The 14,921-nt window shown below is 65.3% G+C and carries 12 protein-coding genes and 1 pseudogene; 9 read left to right on the plus strand and 4 right to left on the minus strand.

Features of this window, described 5'->3' with window-relative positions:
- Positions 1-203 precede the first annotated feature (203 nt).
- Positions 204-1,190, minus strand: coding sequence for an ABC transporter substrate-binding protein (locus ACVIHF_RS05875; protein WP_456791860.1), 987 nt, complete (start codon positions 1,188-1,190; stop codon positions 204-206).
- Between the two features lie 476 nt (positions 1,191-1,666).
- On the opposite strand from ACVIHF_RS05875, the gene ACVIHF_RS05880 reads away from it, so the two are divergent.
- From ACVIHF_RS05880 to ACVIHF_RS05920, 9 genes and pseudogenes are all read left to right on the plus strand, one after another.
- Positions 1,667-2,761 carry an ABC transporter substrate-binding protein gene (locus ACVIHF_RS05880; RefSeq protein WP_253587503.1) on the plus strand — a complete coding sequence of 365 codons (1,095 nt, stop codon included), beginning with the start codon at positions 1,667-1,669 and terminating at the stop codon, positions 2,759-2,761.
- Positions 2,739-3,755, plus strand: coding sequence for an ABC transporter permease (locus ACVIHF_RS05885; RefSeq protein ID WP_141340949.1), 1,017 nt, complete (start codon positions 2,739-2,741; stop codon positions 3,753-3,755). The genes ACVIHF_RS05880 and ACVIHF_RS05885 overlap by 23 nt, the downstream gene beginning before the upstream one ends.
- Positions 3,749-4,546 (plus strand): ABC transporter ATP-binding protein, encoded by a 798-nt coding sequence (locus tag ACVIHF_RS05890; protein ID WP_229193070.1) that lies wholly within the window; start codon positions 3,749-3,751, stop codon positions 4,544-4,546. Before ACVIHF_RS05885 ends, ACVIHF_RS05890 begins: the two co-directional genes overlap by 7 nt.
- Entirely contained in the window at positions 4,540-5,712 is a 1,173-nt protein-coding gene (locus ACVIHF_RS05895; RefSeq protein ID WP_253603009.1) for an acyl-CoA dehydrogenase family protein, read from the plus strand. The genes ACVIHF_RS05890 and ACVIHF_RS05895 overlap by 7 nt, the downstream gene beginning before the upstream one ends.
- A 32-nt stretch (positions 5,713-5,744) precedes the next feature.
- Positions 5,745-6,839: an LLM class flavin-dependent oxidoreductase gene (locus ACVIHF_RS05900; RefSeq protein ID WP_253603008.1), complete on the plus strand. Its 1,095-nt coding sequence runs from the start codon at positions 5,745-5,747 to the stop codon at positions 6,837-6,839.
- Positions 6,836-7,777: an ABC transporter substrate-binding protein gene (locus tag ACVIHF_RS05905; protein ID WP_253603006.1), complete on the plus strand. Its 942-nt coding sequence runs from the start codon at positions 6,836-6,838 to the stop codon at positions 7,775-7,777. The genes ACVIHF_RS05900 and ACVIHF_RS05905 overlap by 4 nt, the downstream gene beginning before the upstream one ends.
- A gap of 247 nt (positions 7,778-8,024) precedes the next feature.
- Entirely contained in the window at positions 8,025-9,341 is a 1,317-nt protein-coding gene (locus tag ACVIHF_RS05910) for an ISNCY family transposase (protein WP_456791861.1), read from the plus strand.
- Positions 9,342-9,762: 421 nt separating this feature from the next.
- A pseudogene (locus ACVIHF_RS05915) lies at positions 9,763-10,609 on the plus strand (CmcJ/NvfI family oxidoreductase).
- A 209-nt stretch (positions 10,610-10,818) separates the two neighbouring features.
- Positions 10,819-12,054 (plus strand): MFS transporter, encoded by a 1,236-nt coding sequence (locus tag ACVIHF_RS05920; protein WP_253609751.1) that lies wholly within the window; start codon positions 10,819-10,821, stop codon positions 12,052-12,054.
- 113 nt (positions 12,055-12,167) lie between these two features.
- Here the strand turns inward: ACVIHF_RS05920 and ACVIHF_RS05925 are convergent, their stop codons facing one another.
- From ACVIHF_RS05925 to ACVIHF_RS05935, 3 genes are read right to left on the minus strand one after another with little or no spacing between them, the layout of a single operon-like run.
- Positions 12,168-12,932, minus strand: coding sequence for an anti-sigma factor family protein (locus tag ACVIHF_RS05925; protein WP_253603000.1), 765 nt, complete (start codon positions 12,930-12,932; stop codon positions 12,168-12,170).
- Positions 12,929-13,456, minus strand: coding sequence for an RNA polymerase sigma factor (locus ACVIHF_RS05930; protein ID WP_253602998.1), 528 nt, complete (start codon positions 13,454-13,456; stop codon positions 12,929-12,931). The genes ACVIHF_RS05925 and ACVIHF_RS05930 overlap by 4 nt, the downstream gene beginning before the upstream one ends.
- Positions 13,453-14,910: a YncE family protein gene (locus ACVIHF_RS05935; protein WP_253602995.1), complete on the minus strand. Its 1,458-nt coding sequence runs from the start codon at positions 14,908-14,910 to the stop codon at positions 13,453-13,455. The genes ACVIHF_RS05930 and ACVIHF_RS05935 overlap by 4 nt, the downstream gene beginning before the upstream one ends.
- Between the last annotated feature and the right edge of the window lie 11 nt (positions 14,911-14,921).

Below are 14,921 nucleotides of genomic sequence, written 5' to 3' on the forward strand. Positions count from 1 at the left end.
CATGGTGGTGCGCGGCTTATTTGTCGTCAGGCGAGCACCGCCGTCTGTCTCCCTCCCCCTGAAAGGGGGAGGGCGGGGTGGGGGTTGCTCTCCACGGACGCCGGCGTCTGCGGAGGCAGGATCCCCACCCGGATTGCTGTGCAATCCGACCTCCCCTTTGCAAGGGGAGGTGAGGAAAGAGCGTGCCCGGTTCACGCGCGCCGCTAGTTCAAGCTCGCGCTCGCCGTGAAGCTGCGGTCGACAGCCTTGCCGACATCCAGCGTCTTGCCGAGGATGCCGTAGCGGGTGGCGCGATCGGAGGCGGCCTGCACCTCCTTCACCACGGCCTCGTCGATCGCGATCGGGCTCGTCTTCTGCGCGGTGTAGGCGGCGAGCAGCACGTCCTCCGGCAGTTTTGTGAGCTCGGCCGTGTTCCTGGCATACTCGGCGAGATGGTCGAGCGACCACAGCCGCGCCTTGTTGAGCCGCTGCACCAGGTCCTGCACTGCCGCGCGCTTGGTGGCGATTGCGTTGTCCGAGGCGACGATGAAGGTGATGGTCGGCGTCAGCCCTTCGCCGTCGGCGACGACGCGCACCTTGTCCTTCAGCGTGGCGTAGGAGATGTACGGCTCCCACACCGCCCAGGCGTCGATCGAGCCGGCGAGCAGCGCGATCTTGGCGTCGACCGGGCCGAGCGGGGCGAAGGTCGCGTCCTCGATCCTGCTGCCGGCCTTCTCCAGCGTCGCGTTGATCAGGAATTGGCCCCAGCCGCCGCGGGTGCCGGCGAGGCGCTTGCCCTTCAAATCGGCCGCCGTCTTGATCGGTGAATCCCCGCGCACCAGGATCGCCTGCGTCCGCGCATCGGAGCGCGTGCCGCCGATCGCCTTGATCGGCGCGCCCGACGCATAGACGGTGAGGAAGGACAGATCGCCGGTGTAGCCGACGTCGAGCGCGCCCGCGTTGATCGCCTCCAGGATCGGGGCCGCGGCTGGGAATTCCGACCACTCGATCGTGTAGGGCAGATCCTTGGCGAGGCCGGAAATCTCCAGCAGCGAGCGGTTGCCGCCCTTCTGGTCGCCGACGCGCAGCACGATCGCGTCGGCCGCGAGCGCCGCAGCCGATGTCGACAGCGTGATCACGGCCGTGATCAGCGCTGCCGCCGTGCGGCGGGTGAGAGAATAGGCAGGGCCCGAGCGGGTCAGTTTGCGCATATGAATTTTCTTCCTGATTCATTCGCTGCGCCGCGGAACGCGCGGCAGCGTTCGATCAAGTCTATGAGCAAGCCGTTCGCCGTCAACGAAACGGAAATCTGAATTCGCCGGCTGCGCGGCAAGGATGATCTCGTCAAGCAGGCCGCGCGTAGAAGACATCGCGCATGCGGCCGCAAAACGCCTAGATTTGATGCAGTCACGGGTGATCGCGCCGCATCTCCGTCTGGGACGATCGTGAAAATCCTTTCATCGCCGCGCGATGCGATCGTGGAGAGTTCAGCTGTGGCGCCGACAACATTCGAAATTCCATTTCATTGACGATGATCTTGTCGCGCCGCATCATTTGCATGTTGCTTTGAGTGCAATCGCGCCGGAGAAATCCGCTTTTTTCTGAACCATGTGCTTCGAACGACGGGGCGTTCAAACGGAGACGTTTTGCGCGCGGGGCGGAGCCTTGCCGAAATGCAGGAGTGAAGATGTCGACGGATAACAAGAAGACGGTGATGGATCGCCGCACATTGCTGCGTGCGGGCGCCGCCGCGGCCTTTGCCGCGCCGATCGGGGCGTATAGTGCGCAGGCCTTCGCGCCACGGGCGATCACGCCGGCGATCGACTTCTCGGAATTCCCGGTCTGCAAGACCGCATCCGATGCACCGGCTTTGACCGGCGCGCCGCGCAAGCTGAAGCTGTCCTGGAACGCCGGCGCGGTCTGCCTTGCGCCGCTGCCGGTCGCGATCGACCACGGCTTCTTCCAGAAGCAGAATCTCGACGTCGAGCTGGTCAACTATTCGGGCTCGACCGACCAGCTGCTGGAGGCGATCGCCACCGGCAAGAGCGACGCCGGTCTCGGCATGGCGCTGCGCTGGCTGAAGCCGCTGGAGCAGGGCTTTGACGTCAAGATCGCCGCCGGCACCCATGGCGGCTGCATGCGCGTCCTGACCCGCACCAATTCCGGGGTCGACAAGCTCGCCGATCTCAAGGGCAAGATCGTCGCGGTCGGCGATCTCGCAGGTCCCGACAAGAATTTCTTCTCAATCCAGCTGGCCAAGCTCGGCATCGACCCGATCAAGGACGTCGACTGGCGCGCCTATCCCGGCAATCTCCTGAACGTCGCGGTCGAGAAGGGCGAGGTGCAGGCCTTCCTGTCGTCGGACCCGCTGGCCTATCTCTGGCTGAAGGATGCGCAGTACAAGGAGGTCGCCTCCAACCTCGACGGCGAATATCGCGACAAGAGCTGCTGCATCGTCGGCCTGCGCGGCAGCCTGGTGCGCGAGGAGCCTCAAGTCGCGCGCGCCATCACCCAGGCGCTGCTCGACGCCGCGATGTTCACCTCGCAGAACCCGGACAAGGCGGCGAAGTCGTTCCAGCCCTATGCGCCGAAGGCGGCGAGCCTCGCCGATCTCGAGGCAATGGCGCGCTACCACACCCATCACCATCATCCGACCGGCGAGGTGCTCAAGCGCGAGCTGAAGGGCTACGCCGACGACCTCAAGACGGTGCAGGTGTTCAAGCAGAGCACCGACACGGCCAAATTCGCGGAGCGGATCTATGTCGACGTATTCAGTGTCTGACGCGACGGCCGCGGCCGCGCCGCGTGCGGCGGTCACGTTCTCGAACCTCTCCGGCAGTTACGGTGTCGGCCTTGCGGCGAGCCTCGTCTGGCTCGCATTCGGCCTCTCATGCCTCTATTGGCCCGATGTCGGCGACTGGTCGCGGACCGGATCGCTCGGCATCGGCGCGATCGTCATCGCCGCGTTCATCCTGTTCGGCACATTCAGCGCGGATTATCTCGGCGGCGCCGGGCAGGCGCTGCGCAAGCGCGCGCCATGGCTGGTGGCGTTCGGCGCCTTCGTGACGTTGTGGGAGGTGGCCACCGCAAAGTTCGCCTGGCTGCCGCTGCCGTTCTTCCCGCCGCCGCAGTCGATCCTCGAGGTCTATACCGACGATCTGCCGAAACTGCTCGATAGCGTGTTCGCCTCGATCAAGCTGCAGCTCGGCGGCTACATCATCGGCGCAACCGTCGGCTTTATCACCGGTGTCTCGATCGGCTGGTCGCAGAAGATCGGTTACTGGGTGCATCCGGTGCTACGCTTCATCGGCCCGCTGCCGGCCACGGCCTGGCTGCCGATCGCTTTCTTCACCTTTCCGTCGAGCTGGAGCGCCTCGACCTTCCTGATCGCGCTTGCCACCGGCTTTCCGGTGACGGTCCTGACCTGGTCGGGCGTCGCGAGCGTCAGCAGCGCCTATTACGACGTCGCGCGCACGCTCGGCGCAAAACCGTCATTCCTGGTGCTGAAGGTCGCGATCCCTGCCGCGCTGCCGCATGTGTTCGTCGGCCTGTTCATGGGGCTCGGCTCGTCCTTCGCCGTGCTCGTCGTCGCCGAGATGATCGGCGTCAAGGCCGGGCTCGGCTGGTACCTGCAATGGGCGCAGGGCTGGGCGGCCTACGCCAACATGTATGCGGCGCTGATCGTGATGTCGCTGCTTTGCTCCGGCGCGATCACGCTCTTGTTCCGCACCCGCGACCGCCTGCTGGTCTGGCAGAAGGGCGTCGTCAAATGGTAGCGCAGTCCGCAGCTGAGGCGATCACCTATCCGGCGGTCGGCGCCGAGCTCGATATCGAAGGCGTCAGCCACGCCTTCGATATCGATGGCGCCACGCTGCCGGTGCTCGACAATGTCAACCTCGCGATCGCGCCGGGCGAGTTCGTCGCGCTGCTCGGCCCGTCCGGCTGCGGCAAGTCGACCTTGCTTCGGCTGGTCGCGGGGCTGGAGAAGCCGCGCGCAGGCACGCTGCGCGAGGATGAAGTCCGCATCGCCGGCCCGCATCCGTCGCGGGTTGTCGTGTTCCAGGATCCGACGCTGTTTCCGTGGCGCACGGTGTGGGACAATGTCGCGCTTGGCCTCGAAGCGCAGGGCATCCTGAAGGCGCAGCGTCACCGCGTCGATGACGTCATCGAGCTGGTCGGCCTGTCCTCGTTCCGCAACGCTTATCCGCACCAGCTGTCCGGCGGCATGGCGCAGCGCGTGGCGCTGGCGCGCGCGCTGGTCAACGATCCGAAGATCCTGGTGCTCGATGAGCCGCTCGGCAAGCTCGATTCGCTGACGCGGATCGCCATGCAGTCAGAACTCGTCGCGCTCTGGCAGCGCAAAGGCTTCACCACGCTGTTGGTCACCCATGACGTCGAGGAGGCGCTGGTGCTCGCCAACCGCGTCATCGTACTCTCCGATCGACCGGCGCGGATCAAGGCGGACATCGCCGTCGCCCGGCCGTACCCGCGGCATCGCGGCGATCCTTATCTGGCCGAGCTGCGCAAGCAGATCCTCGGCCTGCTCGGACTGGAGGCGACATGGTGACATCTGCGGCGAGGGAGCTGCATCCGGCGGACGAGCCCGAGCACATCGCGCGCGTGTTGCGGCTCGCCGCCGTGTTTGCAGCGCGTGCACCGGCGCACGACCGCGACGCCAGCTTTCCGTTCGAGAATTTCGCCGATCTCTCGCGCGAAGGCCTGCTGGCGCTGACCGTGCCGGCCGCGCTCGGCGGCGGCGGAGCAGGTGCCCGCGACGCCACGCGCGTGCTCGGCATCATCGGCAAGGCCGATCCGTCGACCGCGCTGGTGCTGTCGATGCATTACATCCAGCATCTGGTGATGGCGCACAGCACGCGCTGGCCGGGCCGGCTGTCGCGCAAGCTCGCCAGGGAAACGGTCGAGGGCGTGGCGCTGATCAACGCGCTCCGCGTCGAGCCCGAACTCGGCTCGCCCGCGCGCGGCGGCCTGCCGGCGACCACGGCGCGCCGCACCGAGACCGGCTGGCGGCTGACCGGCAAGAAGATCTATTCGACCGGCGCGCCGATCCTGAAATGGTATTCGGTCTGGGCAAAGACCGATGAGCCGGAGACCCGTGTCGGCTTGTTTCTGGTTCCGGCCGGGTTGCCGGGAACGCGGATCGAGGAGAGCTGGGACCACCTTGGCCTGCGCGCCAGCGGCAGCCACACCGTGATCTTCGACGACGTGGTGTTTCCGCTGGATTACGAGATCGACGTCCGCAGGCCCGACGACTGGAAGGTTCCTGACGTGACCCAGGCGACCGTGCATGCGATCTTCGTCGCCGCGATCTACGACGGCATCGCCCGCGCGGCCCGCGACTGGCTGGTCGAATTCCTGAAGCAGCGGGTGCCCGCCAATCTCGGCGCGCCGCTCGCGACCCTGCCGCGGATGCAGGAGGTCGTCGGCGCGATCGAGGCCCGCCTTGCGGTCAATGCTCGCCTGATCGACAGCTTCGCCGCCGATTTCGATAACGGCTTCCCGCTGTCCGCGATCGAGTCTAACATCATCAAGCTGACGGTGACCAATAACGCCGCGGCAGTGGTGGAGGATGCCTTGTCGCTGACCAGCAATCACGGCCTGTCGCGCACCAATCCGCTGGAGCGGCATTACCGTGACGTGCTGTGTGGCCGCGTCCATACCCCGCAAGACGATGCCACCCGTGTCTCCGCCGGACGCTCCGCGCTGGGCGTCTGAAAACAATAGCCAACAACAACGGAGTTCCCGTCATGCCGGTCGAGTTCATCGGCTTCATCACCAACAACAATGCCTCCGAGACCATCGTCCGCTCAGGCCCGGTGCTCGATCCGCCCTATATCGAGACGGTGGCCAAGGCCCATGAGCTCGCCGGTTTCGATCGCGCGCTGCTGGCGTTCCACTCCACCACGCCGGACGCGTTGCAGGTCGCGCAGCATGTCCTGACCATCACCAAGCAGCTCAAGGTGATGATCGCGCAGCGACCGGGTTTCACCGCGCCGACGCTGCTGGCGCGCCAGCTTGCGACGCTGGATCAGTTCTATGGGGGCCGCGTCTCGCTGCACGTCATCACCGGCGGCAACGCCATCGAGCTGCGCCAGGACGGCAACACCCTTGACGACAAGGACGAGCGCTACGCCCGCACCGGCGAATTCCTCGACGTGGTGCGGTTGGAATGGACCAGCGAGAAGCCGTTCAACTACAGCGGCAAGTATTACAACGTCGAGAACGGATTCTCGCAGGTGAAGCCGTTGCAGAAGGGCGGCATCTACACCTTCGTCGGCGGCGGCTCGGACGCTGCGGTCGAGGTCGCCGGCAGGCACGCCGATACTTTCGCGCTGTGGGGCGAGTCCTACGCGCAGGTGCGCGACGTCACCGCGCGGGTGCGCGCTGCCGCGGCCAGGCACGGAAGGCCGACGCCGCGCTTCAGCCTGTCGGTGCGGCCGATCCTCGCCGACACCGAGGAGAAGGCGTGGAAGAAGGCGGAACATATCCTCGAGCGCGCCACCGCGCTGCAGGACCAGACCGGCTATCGCCGTCCCAACCACGCGACCGACGGCGCCAAGCGGCTGCTGGCGCTCGCCGATCAGGGCACGCGCATCGACAAGCGGCTGTGGACCGAGATCGCCAAACTGACCGGCGCCAACAGCAACACCACCGCGCTGGTCGGCACACCCGAGCAGGTCGCCGAGGTATTCGGCGATTATTACGATCTCGGCGTCAGCCACTTCCTGATCCGCGGCTTCGACCCGCTGGTCGATGCGATCGATTATGGCCGGGCGCTGATCCCGCTGACCCGCAAGCTGATCGAAGCGCGCGACCAGCAGCGGGGGATTGCCGCCGAATGATCCGTCTCATTGTTGCGGCAGTGCTTGCGCTCGTCGCCGTCGACGCGGCCTTCGCGCAGACCACGCTGCGCGTCGGCGACCAGAAGGGCAATTCGCAGGCCGTGATGGAAGCGGCCGGTGTGCTCAAGGACGTTCCCTACAAGATCGAGTGGAAGGAGTTCGCCGCAGCCGCGCCGCTGCTGGAGGCCCTGGGCGCAGGCGCGATCGATACCGGGCTGGTCGGCGACGCGCCGTTCACCTTCGCGGCGGCCGCCAAAATTCCGGTCAAGGCGATCGTGGCGGTGCGGCAGTCGCGCGACGGGCTCGCGGTCCTGGTGCCGGAAAGCTCTGCGATCAAGAGCTTTGACGATTTGCGCGGCAAGAAGATCGCGACCGGCCGCGGTTCGATCGGCCATCAGCTGATCCTGGCGGCGCTGGAATCGAAAGGCTGGCAGGCGAACGACGTGCAGATCGTGTTCCTCGCGCCGTCGGATGCCAAGGTCGCCTACACGCAGGGCGCGGTCGACGCCTGGTCGACCTGGGAGCCGTATGTGAGCCAGGAAGAGGTGCTGTTCAAGTCGCGCCGCGTTATCACGGCCGACGGCATTACGCCCGGCCTCGGCTTCCAGGTCGCGACACCGGATGCGATCAAGGCCAAGCGCGCCGAGCTCGAGGATTTCGTGCGGCGGTTGGCGGCCGCGCGCGCATGGTCGCAGAACAATGTCGAAGGCTACGCCGCGACCTGGGGCAGGCTGATGAACATCCCGCCCGCGGTGGCGGTGAACTGGCTGACGCGGGCCAAGATCCGCATCGCGCCGATCGACGACAGCGTGGTCGCCGACGAGCAGAAGACCATCGACCTCTACGACCGCTGGGGCCTGATCCGGCAGAAGATCAACGCCGCCGACATTGTCGACCGCTCGTTTGGTGCGGCCGTCGGGAAGGGCGCAGGACTGTAGGCAATTTGCAAGCGATACCAAACATTCAGCGTCGTCCTGGCTTTCGCCAGGACGACGGGTGCTTGCACGATTTCGGAATATTGGAAATGTATCCCTGATTTGCCCGACGTGTCAAGCCGCCCGGTCGAACGTGTCAGTAGCTCGTGATCTGTCGCCTGTTTGTAGCTCGTGAAGTGTCGTGTTTTCGGTGCTCCGGAACAAGGGGGGCACGATGGGCACGGCATCCATTCACGAGGGTGTACGAAGGATGCGGTTTTCAGATTTGCTGGATCGGACGGAGGCGAAGGAACTGACGCAGGAGGCAGCTTCGGAGGTTCTTGGGATCAGTGTTCGGACGTTTCAACGCTGGGCGGAGCGCTATGAGGCGGAGGGCGACGACGGGCTTGTCGACCGCCGGCTGGGGCGTCGTTCGCCACGGCGGGCGCCGGAGGAGGAGCTGGAACGGATGCTTGCGCTGTACCGGGACAAGTACGCGGACTTCACGGTGAAGCACTTCCACGAGCAGATGCAAAAGCGGCACGACTATGTGCTGGGCTATACGGTGACGAAGCTGGCGCTGCACGCGGCAGGGCTGGTGCGGAAGGCTCCGAAGCGTTCGGCGCACCGCAAGAAGCGGCCGCGGCGGCCGCTTCGGGGCATGCTGCTGCACCAGGACGGATCGCGCCACGTTTGGATCGAAGGCCTGCCCGCGAGGGACCTGATCGTCACGATGGACGATGCGACGAGCGAGATCTACTCGATGGTGCTGGTCGAGGAAGAAGGAACGGCCTCGACCTTCCAGGCCTTGCGCGAAGTGATTGGCGAGCATGGCCTGTTCTGCGCGCTCTACACCGACCGCGGCAGCCATTATTTCCTGACCCCAAAAGCTGGCGAGAAGATCTCGAAGACGCAACAAACCCAGGTGGGACGGGCTTTGTCGCATCTTGGGATCGAGCATATCGCAGCCTATTCGCCGCAGGCGCGCGGGCGCTCCGAGCGGGTATTCGGCACCTTGCAGGATCGGCTGCCGAAGGAGCTGCGGCTTGCCGGGATCACGACGCTCGAAGCTGCCAACGCGTGGCTGAAGGCGCATTACATCCCCGGGCACAACGCCGCGTTTGCGATCAAGCCCGAACAGGAAGGCTCGGCATTCGTAGCCGACCGGCATGAGGCCTGGCGCGAGGCGCTGTGCGTGATCGAGGAGCGAACCGTCGCCAACGACAATACCGTTGCATGGAACGGTCGGCGGCTGCAGTTGCCGGAGAGCCGGCTAAGACCTCACTTCGTCAAGGCCTTGGTGCGGCTACATGAGTATCCCGATGGCACCGTCAGCGTGTTCCTTGGACCGCATCGATTGGCGAGGTTTGCGCCTGACGGACAGCAGATCAGCCCCGACGCGCTTCAGCCTGGCGGCGTGCTCGGAGCCGTCAAGGACAAGCCCTGGCGGGCGCGCAAGCGCGCGTCCTTGACCGCTCCTGCGCGCGCCGCCGTCGAGAAAGCGCGGGTCGGGACGGAGAAACGGGCTTCAAGTCGAACAAAGAAACTCACCCACAGGGCTAAAACCGCCACAACAGCCGTGGCATGATCAATCAGGGAAAGCCGTCCCCGCCTTCCGGCTCCCCTGCAAATCAGAAACGAAGGCGACAGATCACGAGCTACAAAAACACGACATCTTCACCCGCTACGGACAGCCGCCCGGTCGAAGGCCGGCAGCCGCGAGCTCCTTTGCATGGGGTTGTTTTCGATATTTTGCCGGCGCACCTGCGGCGGCCCTGCAAGCGGGAGATGTGGACCGTCTGCGCGGAAGCGATTCAACTCCGCACCATTGCACCGCTAACGAACCCGTGATTCAAAACATCCATTCGTCCGCGGGCTGCCACGCGGCAAGGATTTTCCCCGTTTGGCACATTCCAAAACCGCAACGTTGCTATTTTCGCCACGACCTTGCCACCCCGCCCGGCGCCGCCAAGATCAAAAGCACGAACAATCGAGTCCGGGAGATCACCATGGGCCTTCAACAAACTCGCATCGAGTCGCTGCCGTTTGTGACCGCTGAACTGAATTATCTCGCGCCGACGCCGGGCAAGCCCCGGACCTACGCCTTCGATCCGCCGCCCGGCGAACCCAAATCCACCGCGCTGCCCGAAGCCCACAATGTTCCGATCTTTGACGGGCGTCTGATTGCCGACAGTTTCTCGCTCGACCGCGAGGGCTTTGCGCTGGTCAAGCATCCGACCAGTGTGAGGGACTATTACGACGAGAACGAAGTCCGCAACGTCTACTACCCGGCCGTGGAAGCCTTCCTGAAGGCGACGCTGAAGGCGGATCGTGTCTTCATCTTCGATCACACCGTGCGCAAGCGCGTCGAGGGCGCGGCGGATATCCGCGGCGGTGGTCCGCGCCAGCCGGCGACGCGCGTCCATGTCGACCAGACCGCCGTCTCCGGCCGCAACCGGGTGTTCGAGCACCTGCCCGACGAGGCCGAGCAGCTGGTGAAGGGGCCGCGTCCAGGTGATCAATCTGTGGCGCCCGATCCGCGGGCCATTGCGCGATTCACCGCTTGCGATGGCCGACGGTACGACAGTGGCGCCGGAGGATCTGATCGCCTCCGACCTGATCTATCCGAACCGCAGCGGCGAGACCTATTCGGTGAAGTACAATCCGAACCATCGCTGGTTCTACATTCCAGAGATGACGCCGGACGAGGCGATCCTGCTGAAATGCTACGACTCGGCGACCGACGGCCGCACCCGGTTCGGGCCGCATACCGCGTTTGTCGATCCCACCACGCCCGCGGATGCCGCGCCGCGCGAGAGCATCGAGCTGCGCACGCTGGTGTTCCATAAGCAGTGAAGGACGCAGTCCCCACAAACTCGTCATGCCCGGGCTCGTCCCGGGCATCCACGTCTTTGGTTCTGCGTGAAGATAGACGTGGATGGCCGGGACAAGCCCGGCCATGACGGCGTCGAGGCAGCAGCATTGCCTCCAAAGTTGGCACCATCCGCCCAATAATGTTACGCCCGTCGCCAAACCGCTCGGGGAAGAGGCGATTCGTGGACGGCGTGGTGACGAAGGAAGAGGCGGGGATCGGGTTCCGCGCCCTGGTGCTTGCACTTCTGGCATTGGCCTCCGGCCACATGCTGTCGACGCTGCTGCGGACCATCCCGGCGATCAGCCTCGATCTGATGGCGTCGGATTTCGGCACCTCGCCGCAGGCGCTCGCGAGCCTCACCTCGATCTATCATTTCTCCTTTGCCGCCTCGCAAATCCCGGTCGGCGCCGCGATGGATCGTTTCGGCGTGCGGCCGGTGTCGTTGAGCCTGCTCGCCGGTACCGTGATCGGAACGCTGGTCTCGGCGCTGGCGACGGGGCCTGCGAGCTTTGTGCTCGGCCAGCTCATGCTCGGCGTCGCCACCTCGGGCATGCTGATGTGCCCGATGACGCTCGCGGCGAAGCAGATGTCGGCGGCGAAGTTCGGCCTGTGGTCCGGCCTGATCCTCTCGATCGGCAATATCGGCATGCTGCTGTCGGCAAGCCCGCTGGCCTTCGTGGTCGATCAGTTCGGCTGGCGCGCCGGTTTCTGGGTTTCGGCCGGCTTCGGCATTGTGGTGCTGATCGCGGTGTTCGCGCTGGTGCCGCGGCAGCCGGCGGCGCATGCGGATGATTCCTCGCCGCTGCACCAGATGGCCGAGGTGCTCCGGCTCGGCATGTCGCGTGGCCTGCGCGGGCTGATCGCGCTGTCGCTGGTGTCGCTCGGCGCGTCGCTGACCCTGCGCGGCTTGTGGGGCGGCCCGTGGCTGATGGACGAGAAAGGGCTGAGCCGGATCGAGGCCGGCAATGTGCTCGGCCTGTTCACGCTGGCGATGATCGTCGGCCCGGCCTGCATCGGCGCTTTCGATCGCAAGTTCGGGCACCGCCGTGCCATGGTGGCGGTGACGCACGCCATCGCCGCGCTGCTGCTCGTCTTGATGGCGGCCGGTGCACCGCATTTCCCGGTCTCGAACCTCTTCGGCGTTGCCGTGATGCCGACGCAATATGACTTGGTGCTGTTGATCCTGATCGGGCTTGCGACGTCGGCGCAGCCGCTGATCTACGGCATGACGCGGCAGCTTGTCGCCGCACAGAACACCGGCAAGGCGCTGTCGTCGGTCAACCTCGCGTTCTTCCTCGGCGCGGCGCTGCTGCAATCGAGCACCGCCGGCGTCGCCGCGCTGTTCGGGCTGCCCGCGGTGCTGCTGTTCATCGCCGGCGCGCTGGTGATCGGGATCGTGCTGTTCCTGATCTACACCAGGCCCTAAGGCGCGATGAGATTGGGTTGAATCGTCATCGCGCCTTAGCTCTTTGTTTGAGCATGATCTTTTCGGAAAACCGCTTCGCACTTTTCCGGATCATGCTTAGCGCTCCGTTCCGATCAGATCGTCTGCGCCTGCTTGCGAATCTCGTTGGCAAGTGGCCGCAGGGAATCGCCCCCGCGCGGCCCCACCAGGGAGTAGCCCGTACCGCCGTCGGCCCACGAGAAGCCCGCGACGTCGCCACCCGAATGCGCGGCCATCGGCGCGTTCTGGTCTGACGTCATCGGGCGGGTGAGAACCACGAGCCGCTCGCCGCGATCGTCGTCGTACATGAACATGGCCGCAGGACCATGTGCGGTCGGCACTACCCGTCCGCCCATCAAACGATATCCCGACTTGGTGAGATCCGGCAGCTTCACCGGTTGATGCAACCGGTTGGAGACCCATTGCACAAGCTCGGTGCTGTCGCGCAGCTCGACCGGCCGCGTGCGATCGGAGGCGTACACTCTGTAGGAATCGCTGGCCTCCTCGGCGAGCGCCACAATTCCGCCGACCGGTGCCTGTGTCGCGCCACGGATCATCCATCCACCGAGGCCGCCGATCGAGAGCATCAGCATCGCTGCGATGGCCCAGCGCAACGACGAGGGGCGGCGACGAGGGCTCTCGATCATCCTGGCGAGGTTGAGCCGCGGCGGCAGCGGCTCCTCGGCGATCGGCAGCAGCGCCGATCGCAAAAGGTTACGCTCATCGGAGTAGGCGGCGATGCGCTTGGCCACGTCCGGATGCTTGTCCAGATAGGCACGGACATCGGCCTCGCGTTCCGGCTCCAGAGCGCGATCGACATAGGCATGCAGATCGTCTTCTGTAATGGGTCGGTTGCTCATGTCTTGTTCCGCAATTGCACGACATTATGATCCAGGTCGCCGGGCGTCCCCTCCAGTTCGTGATGCAGCCGCTCGCGGGCGCGCGCGAGGCGGGACATCACCGTGCCAATGGGCACGCCCAGCACCTTCGCAGCATCGGCGTAGGACAAATCCTCGACACCGACGAGCAGCAGCACCGCACGCTGGTCATGCGGAAGCTTGGCAAGCTTCGCCATGACATCGCGATACATTACCTTGTGCTCCTGCGCCGCTTCCTGGCCGAACGAACCCTCGTTGGTTTCGTCGATCGCGACATGAACGCCGCGCACCGTTGCGCGGCGAAACTGGTTGATGGCGAGATTATGCAGGATCGCGAACAGCCACGGGCGCGGATTGTCCGACCGCCGCTGCTCCCAGTGAATGACGGCGCGTTCCAGGCAGTCCTGCACCAGGTCGTCGGCCGCCGCATGGTCGCGGACCAGGGCCCGCGCATAGCGCCGCAAGGCGGGTATCAGCGGCTCGACCAGGTGCAGCATGTCGCTCATGGCGCTTGGACCTGCACGACCGCTCCGAGTTTCGCCGGCTCGCCGGCTGCGATGACGAGGTAGCGTCGCTCCGCCCTGGCCGCGCTCTGCACGATCTGCCGGATCGGACCGGCCGCGTTGACGATCGCGGAGCCGGCCGGATTGGTCATGAAGGCTGCCAGCGGCTCCACCATGCCGCCACCGTCGGCGTGTTCGGCCAATCCCAGCACGTAGCGCTGCTTCGGCTCGAGCCCGGTCACGGAAGCCTGCAGCACCTGGATCAGCCCTTGATCGAACAGCGATACGCTGGTCGGCGGCTTCTCGTCCTTGGCTTGCTTTTTCGGTGCGAGCGCGAGGTGAGCGGCCTGGCCGGCGACGCCGAGGGCTTGCAGGTTCTGGCGATCTTCCGGATTTGGCGCGGCGTTCGGCACATAGACGATCGCCTGCGGCGCCTGGCCGATCGGGATGTTGGCGATCACCTTGTTGGTCGCGGTGTCGATCGCCGCCAGCGCGTCGGCATTTTCGAGACCGACATAGACCCGCGTGCCGTCGCCGGACGGCCAGACGCCGTGCGGCAGATTGCCGACGGGAATGGTCGCGACTTGCGAGAAGTCGTCGGTTCGAAACACCTTGACCTCGTTGGTGCCGCCGATCGTGACATAGGCCAGCGTGCCCTTAGGCGTCTTCGCGAAATTGACGTGGTTGGTGATCGGGCCGCTGTCGATGGTCTTGATCAGGTTGAACGGCGGCTTGGCGTTGAACACCTGCGTCCTGCCGACATCCTTCAGCGTGAACCAGACCTGGTCGCCATCGGGCGAGGCCGCGATGTTCGGGCAGAACGGGCTTTCCTGCTTCACCTTCGCGACGATCTGATGGTCTGCGACCGAGACCACGTCGGTTTCCGGGTTGAACGACGAACAGATGTAGCCGTACTTGCCGTCGGGCGAGAATATCTGCATGCCGGGTCCCGCAGGCACCTCGATGCGCGTTGTTTCCTTGAAGCTCTGCGCGTCGATGACCGAGATGTAATTCTCGCCGCGCACCGTGACCCATACTTCCCTGCCGTCGGGCGTGAAGAACGCCTCGTGCGGTGACCGCCCGATATAGGTGACGTGCTTGACCGCGTTGGTTGCCGTGTCGATGAAGCTCACCGAGTTCGAACCGATCGAGACCACTGCGAGCATGTGATGGTCGGGCGAATAGCCCATACCGTGGACCAGCACCTGGCCCTTGTAGAGCGGGCTGAAATTGCCCGGCTGCGGGTCGCCGAGCCGGATCACGCCGAGCAGCTTGTTGTCGGCCGGGTCGGTGACCGACACCGTGTTGGAGAACTGCTCGGCGGCGTAGACGCGATCGTGATGGCTGACCGGAATGTCGGGCGCGGACGCAGCGCCCGGCGCCTGTCCGGCGAAAGCAGGGCTCGACATCGCCAGCGCGGTCGTGGCCAGCAGGCTCTTGAGGATTTGACGGTTCATCGTTTGAGGCT

It is taken from the genome of Bradyrhizobium sp. USDA 4506, from assembly GCF_054058795.1.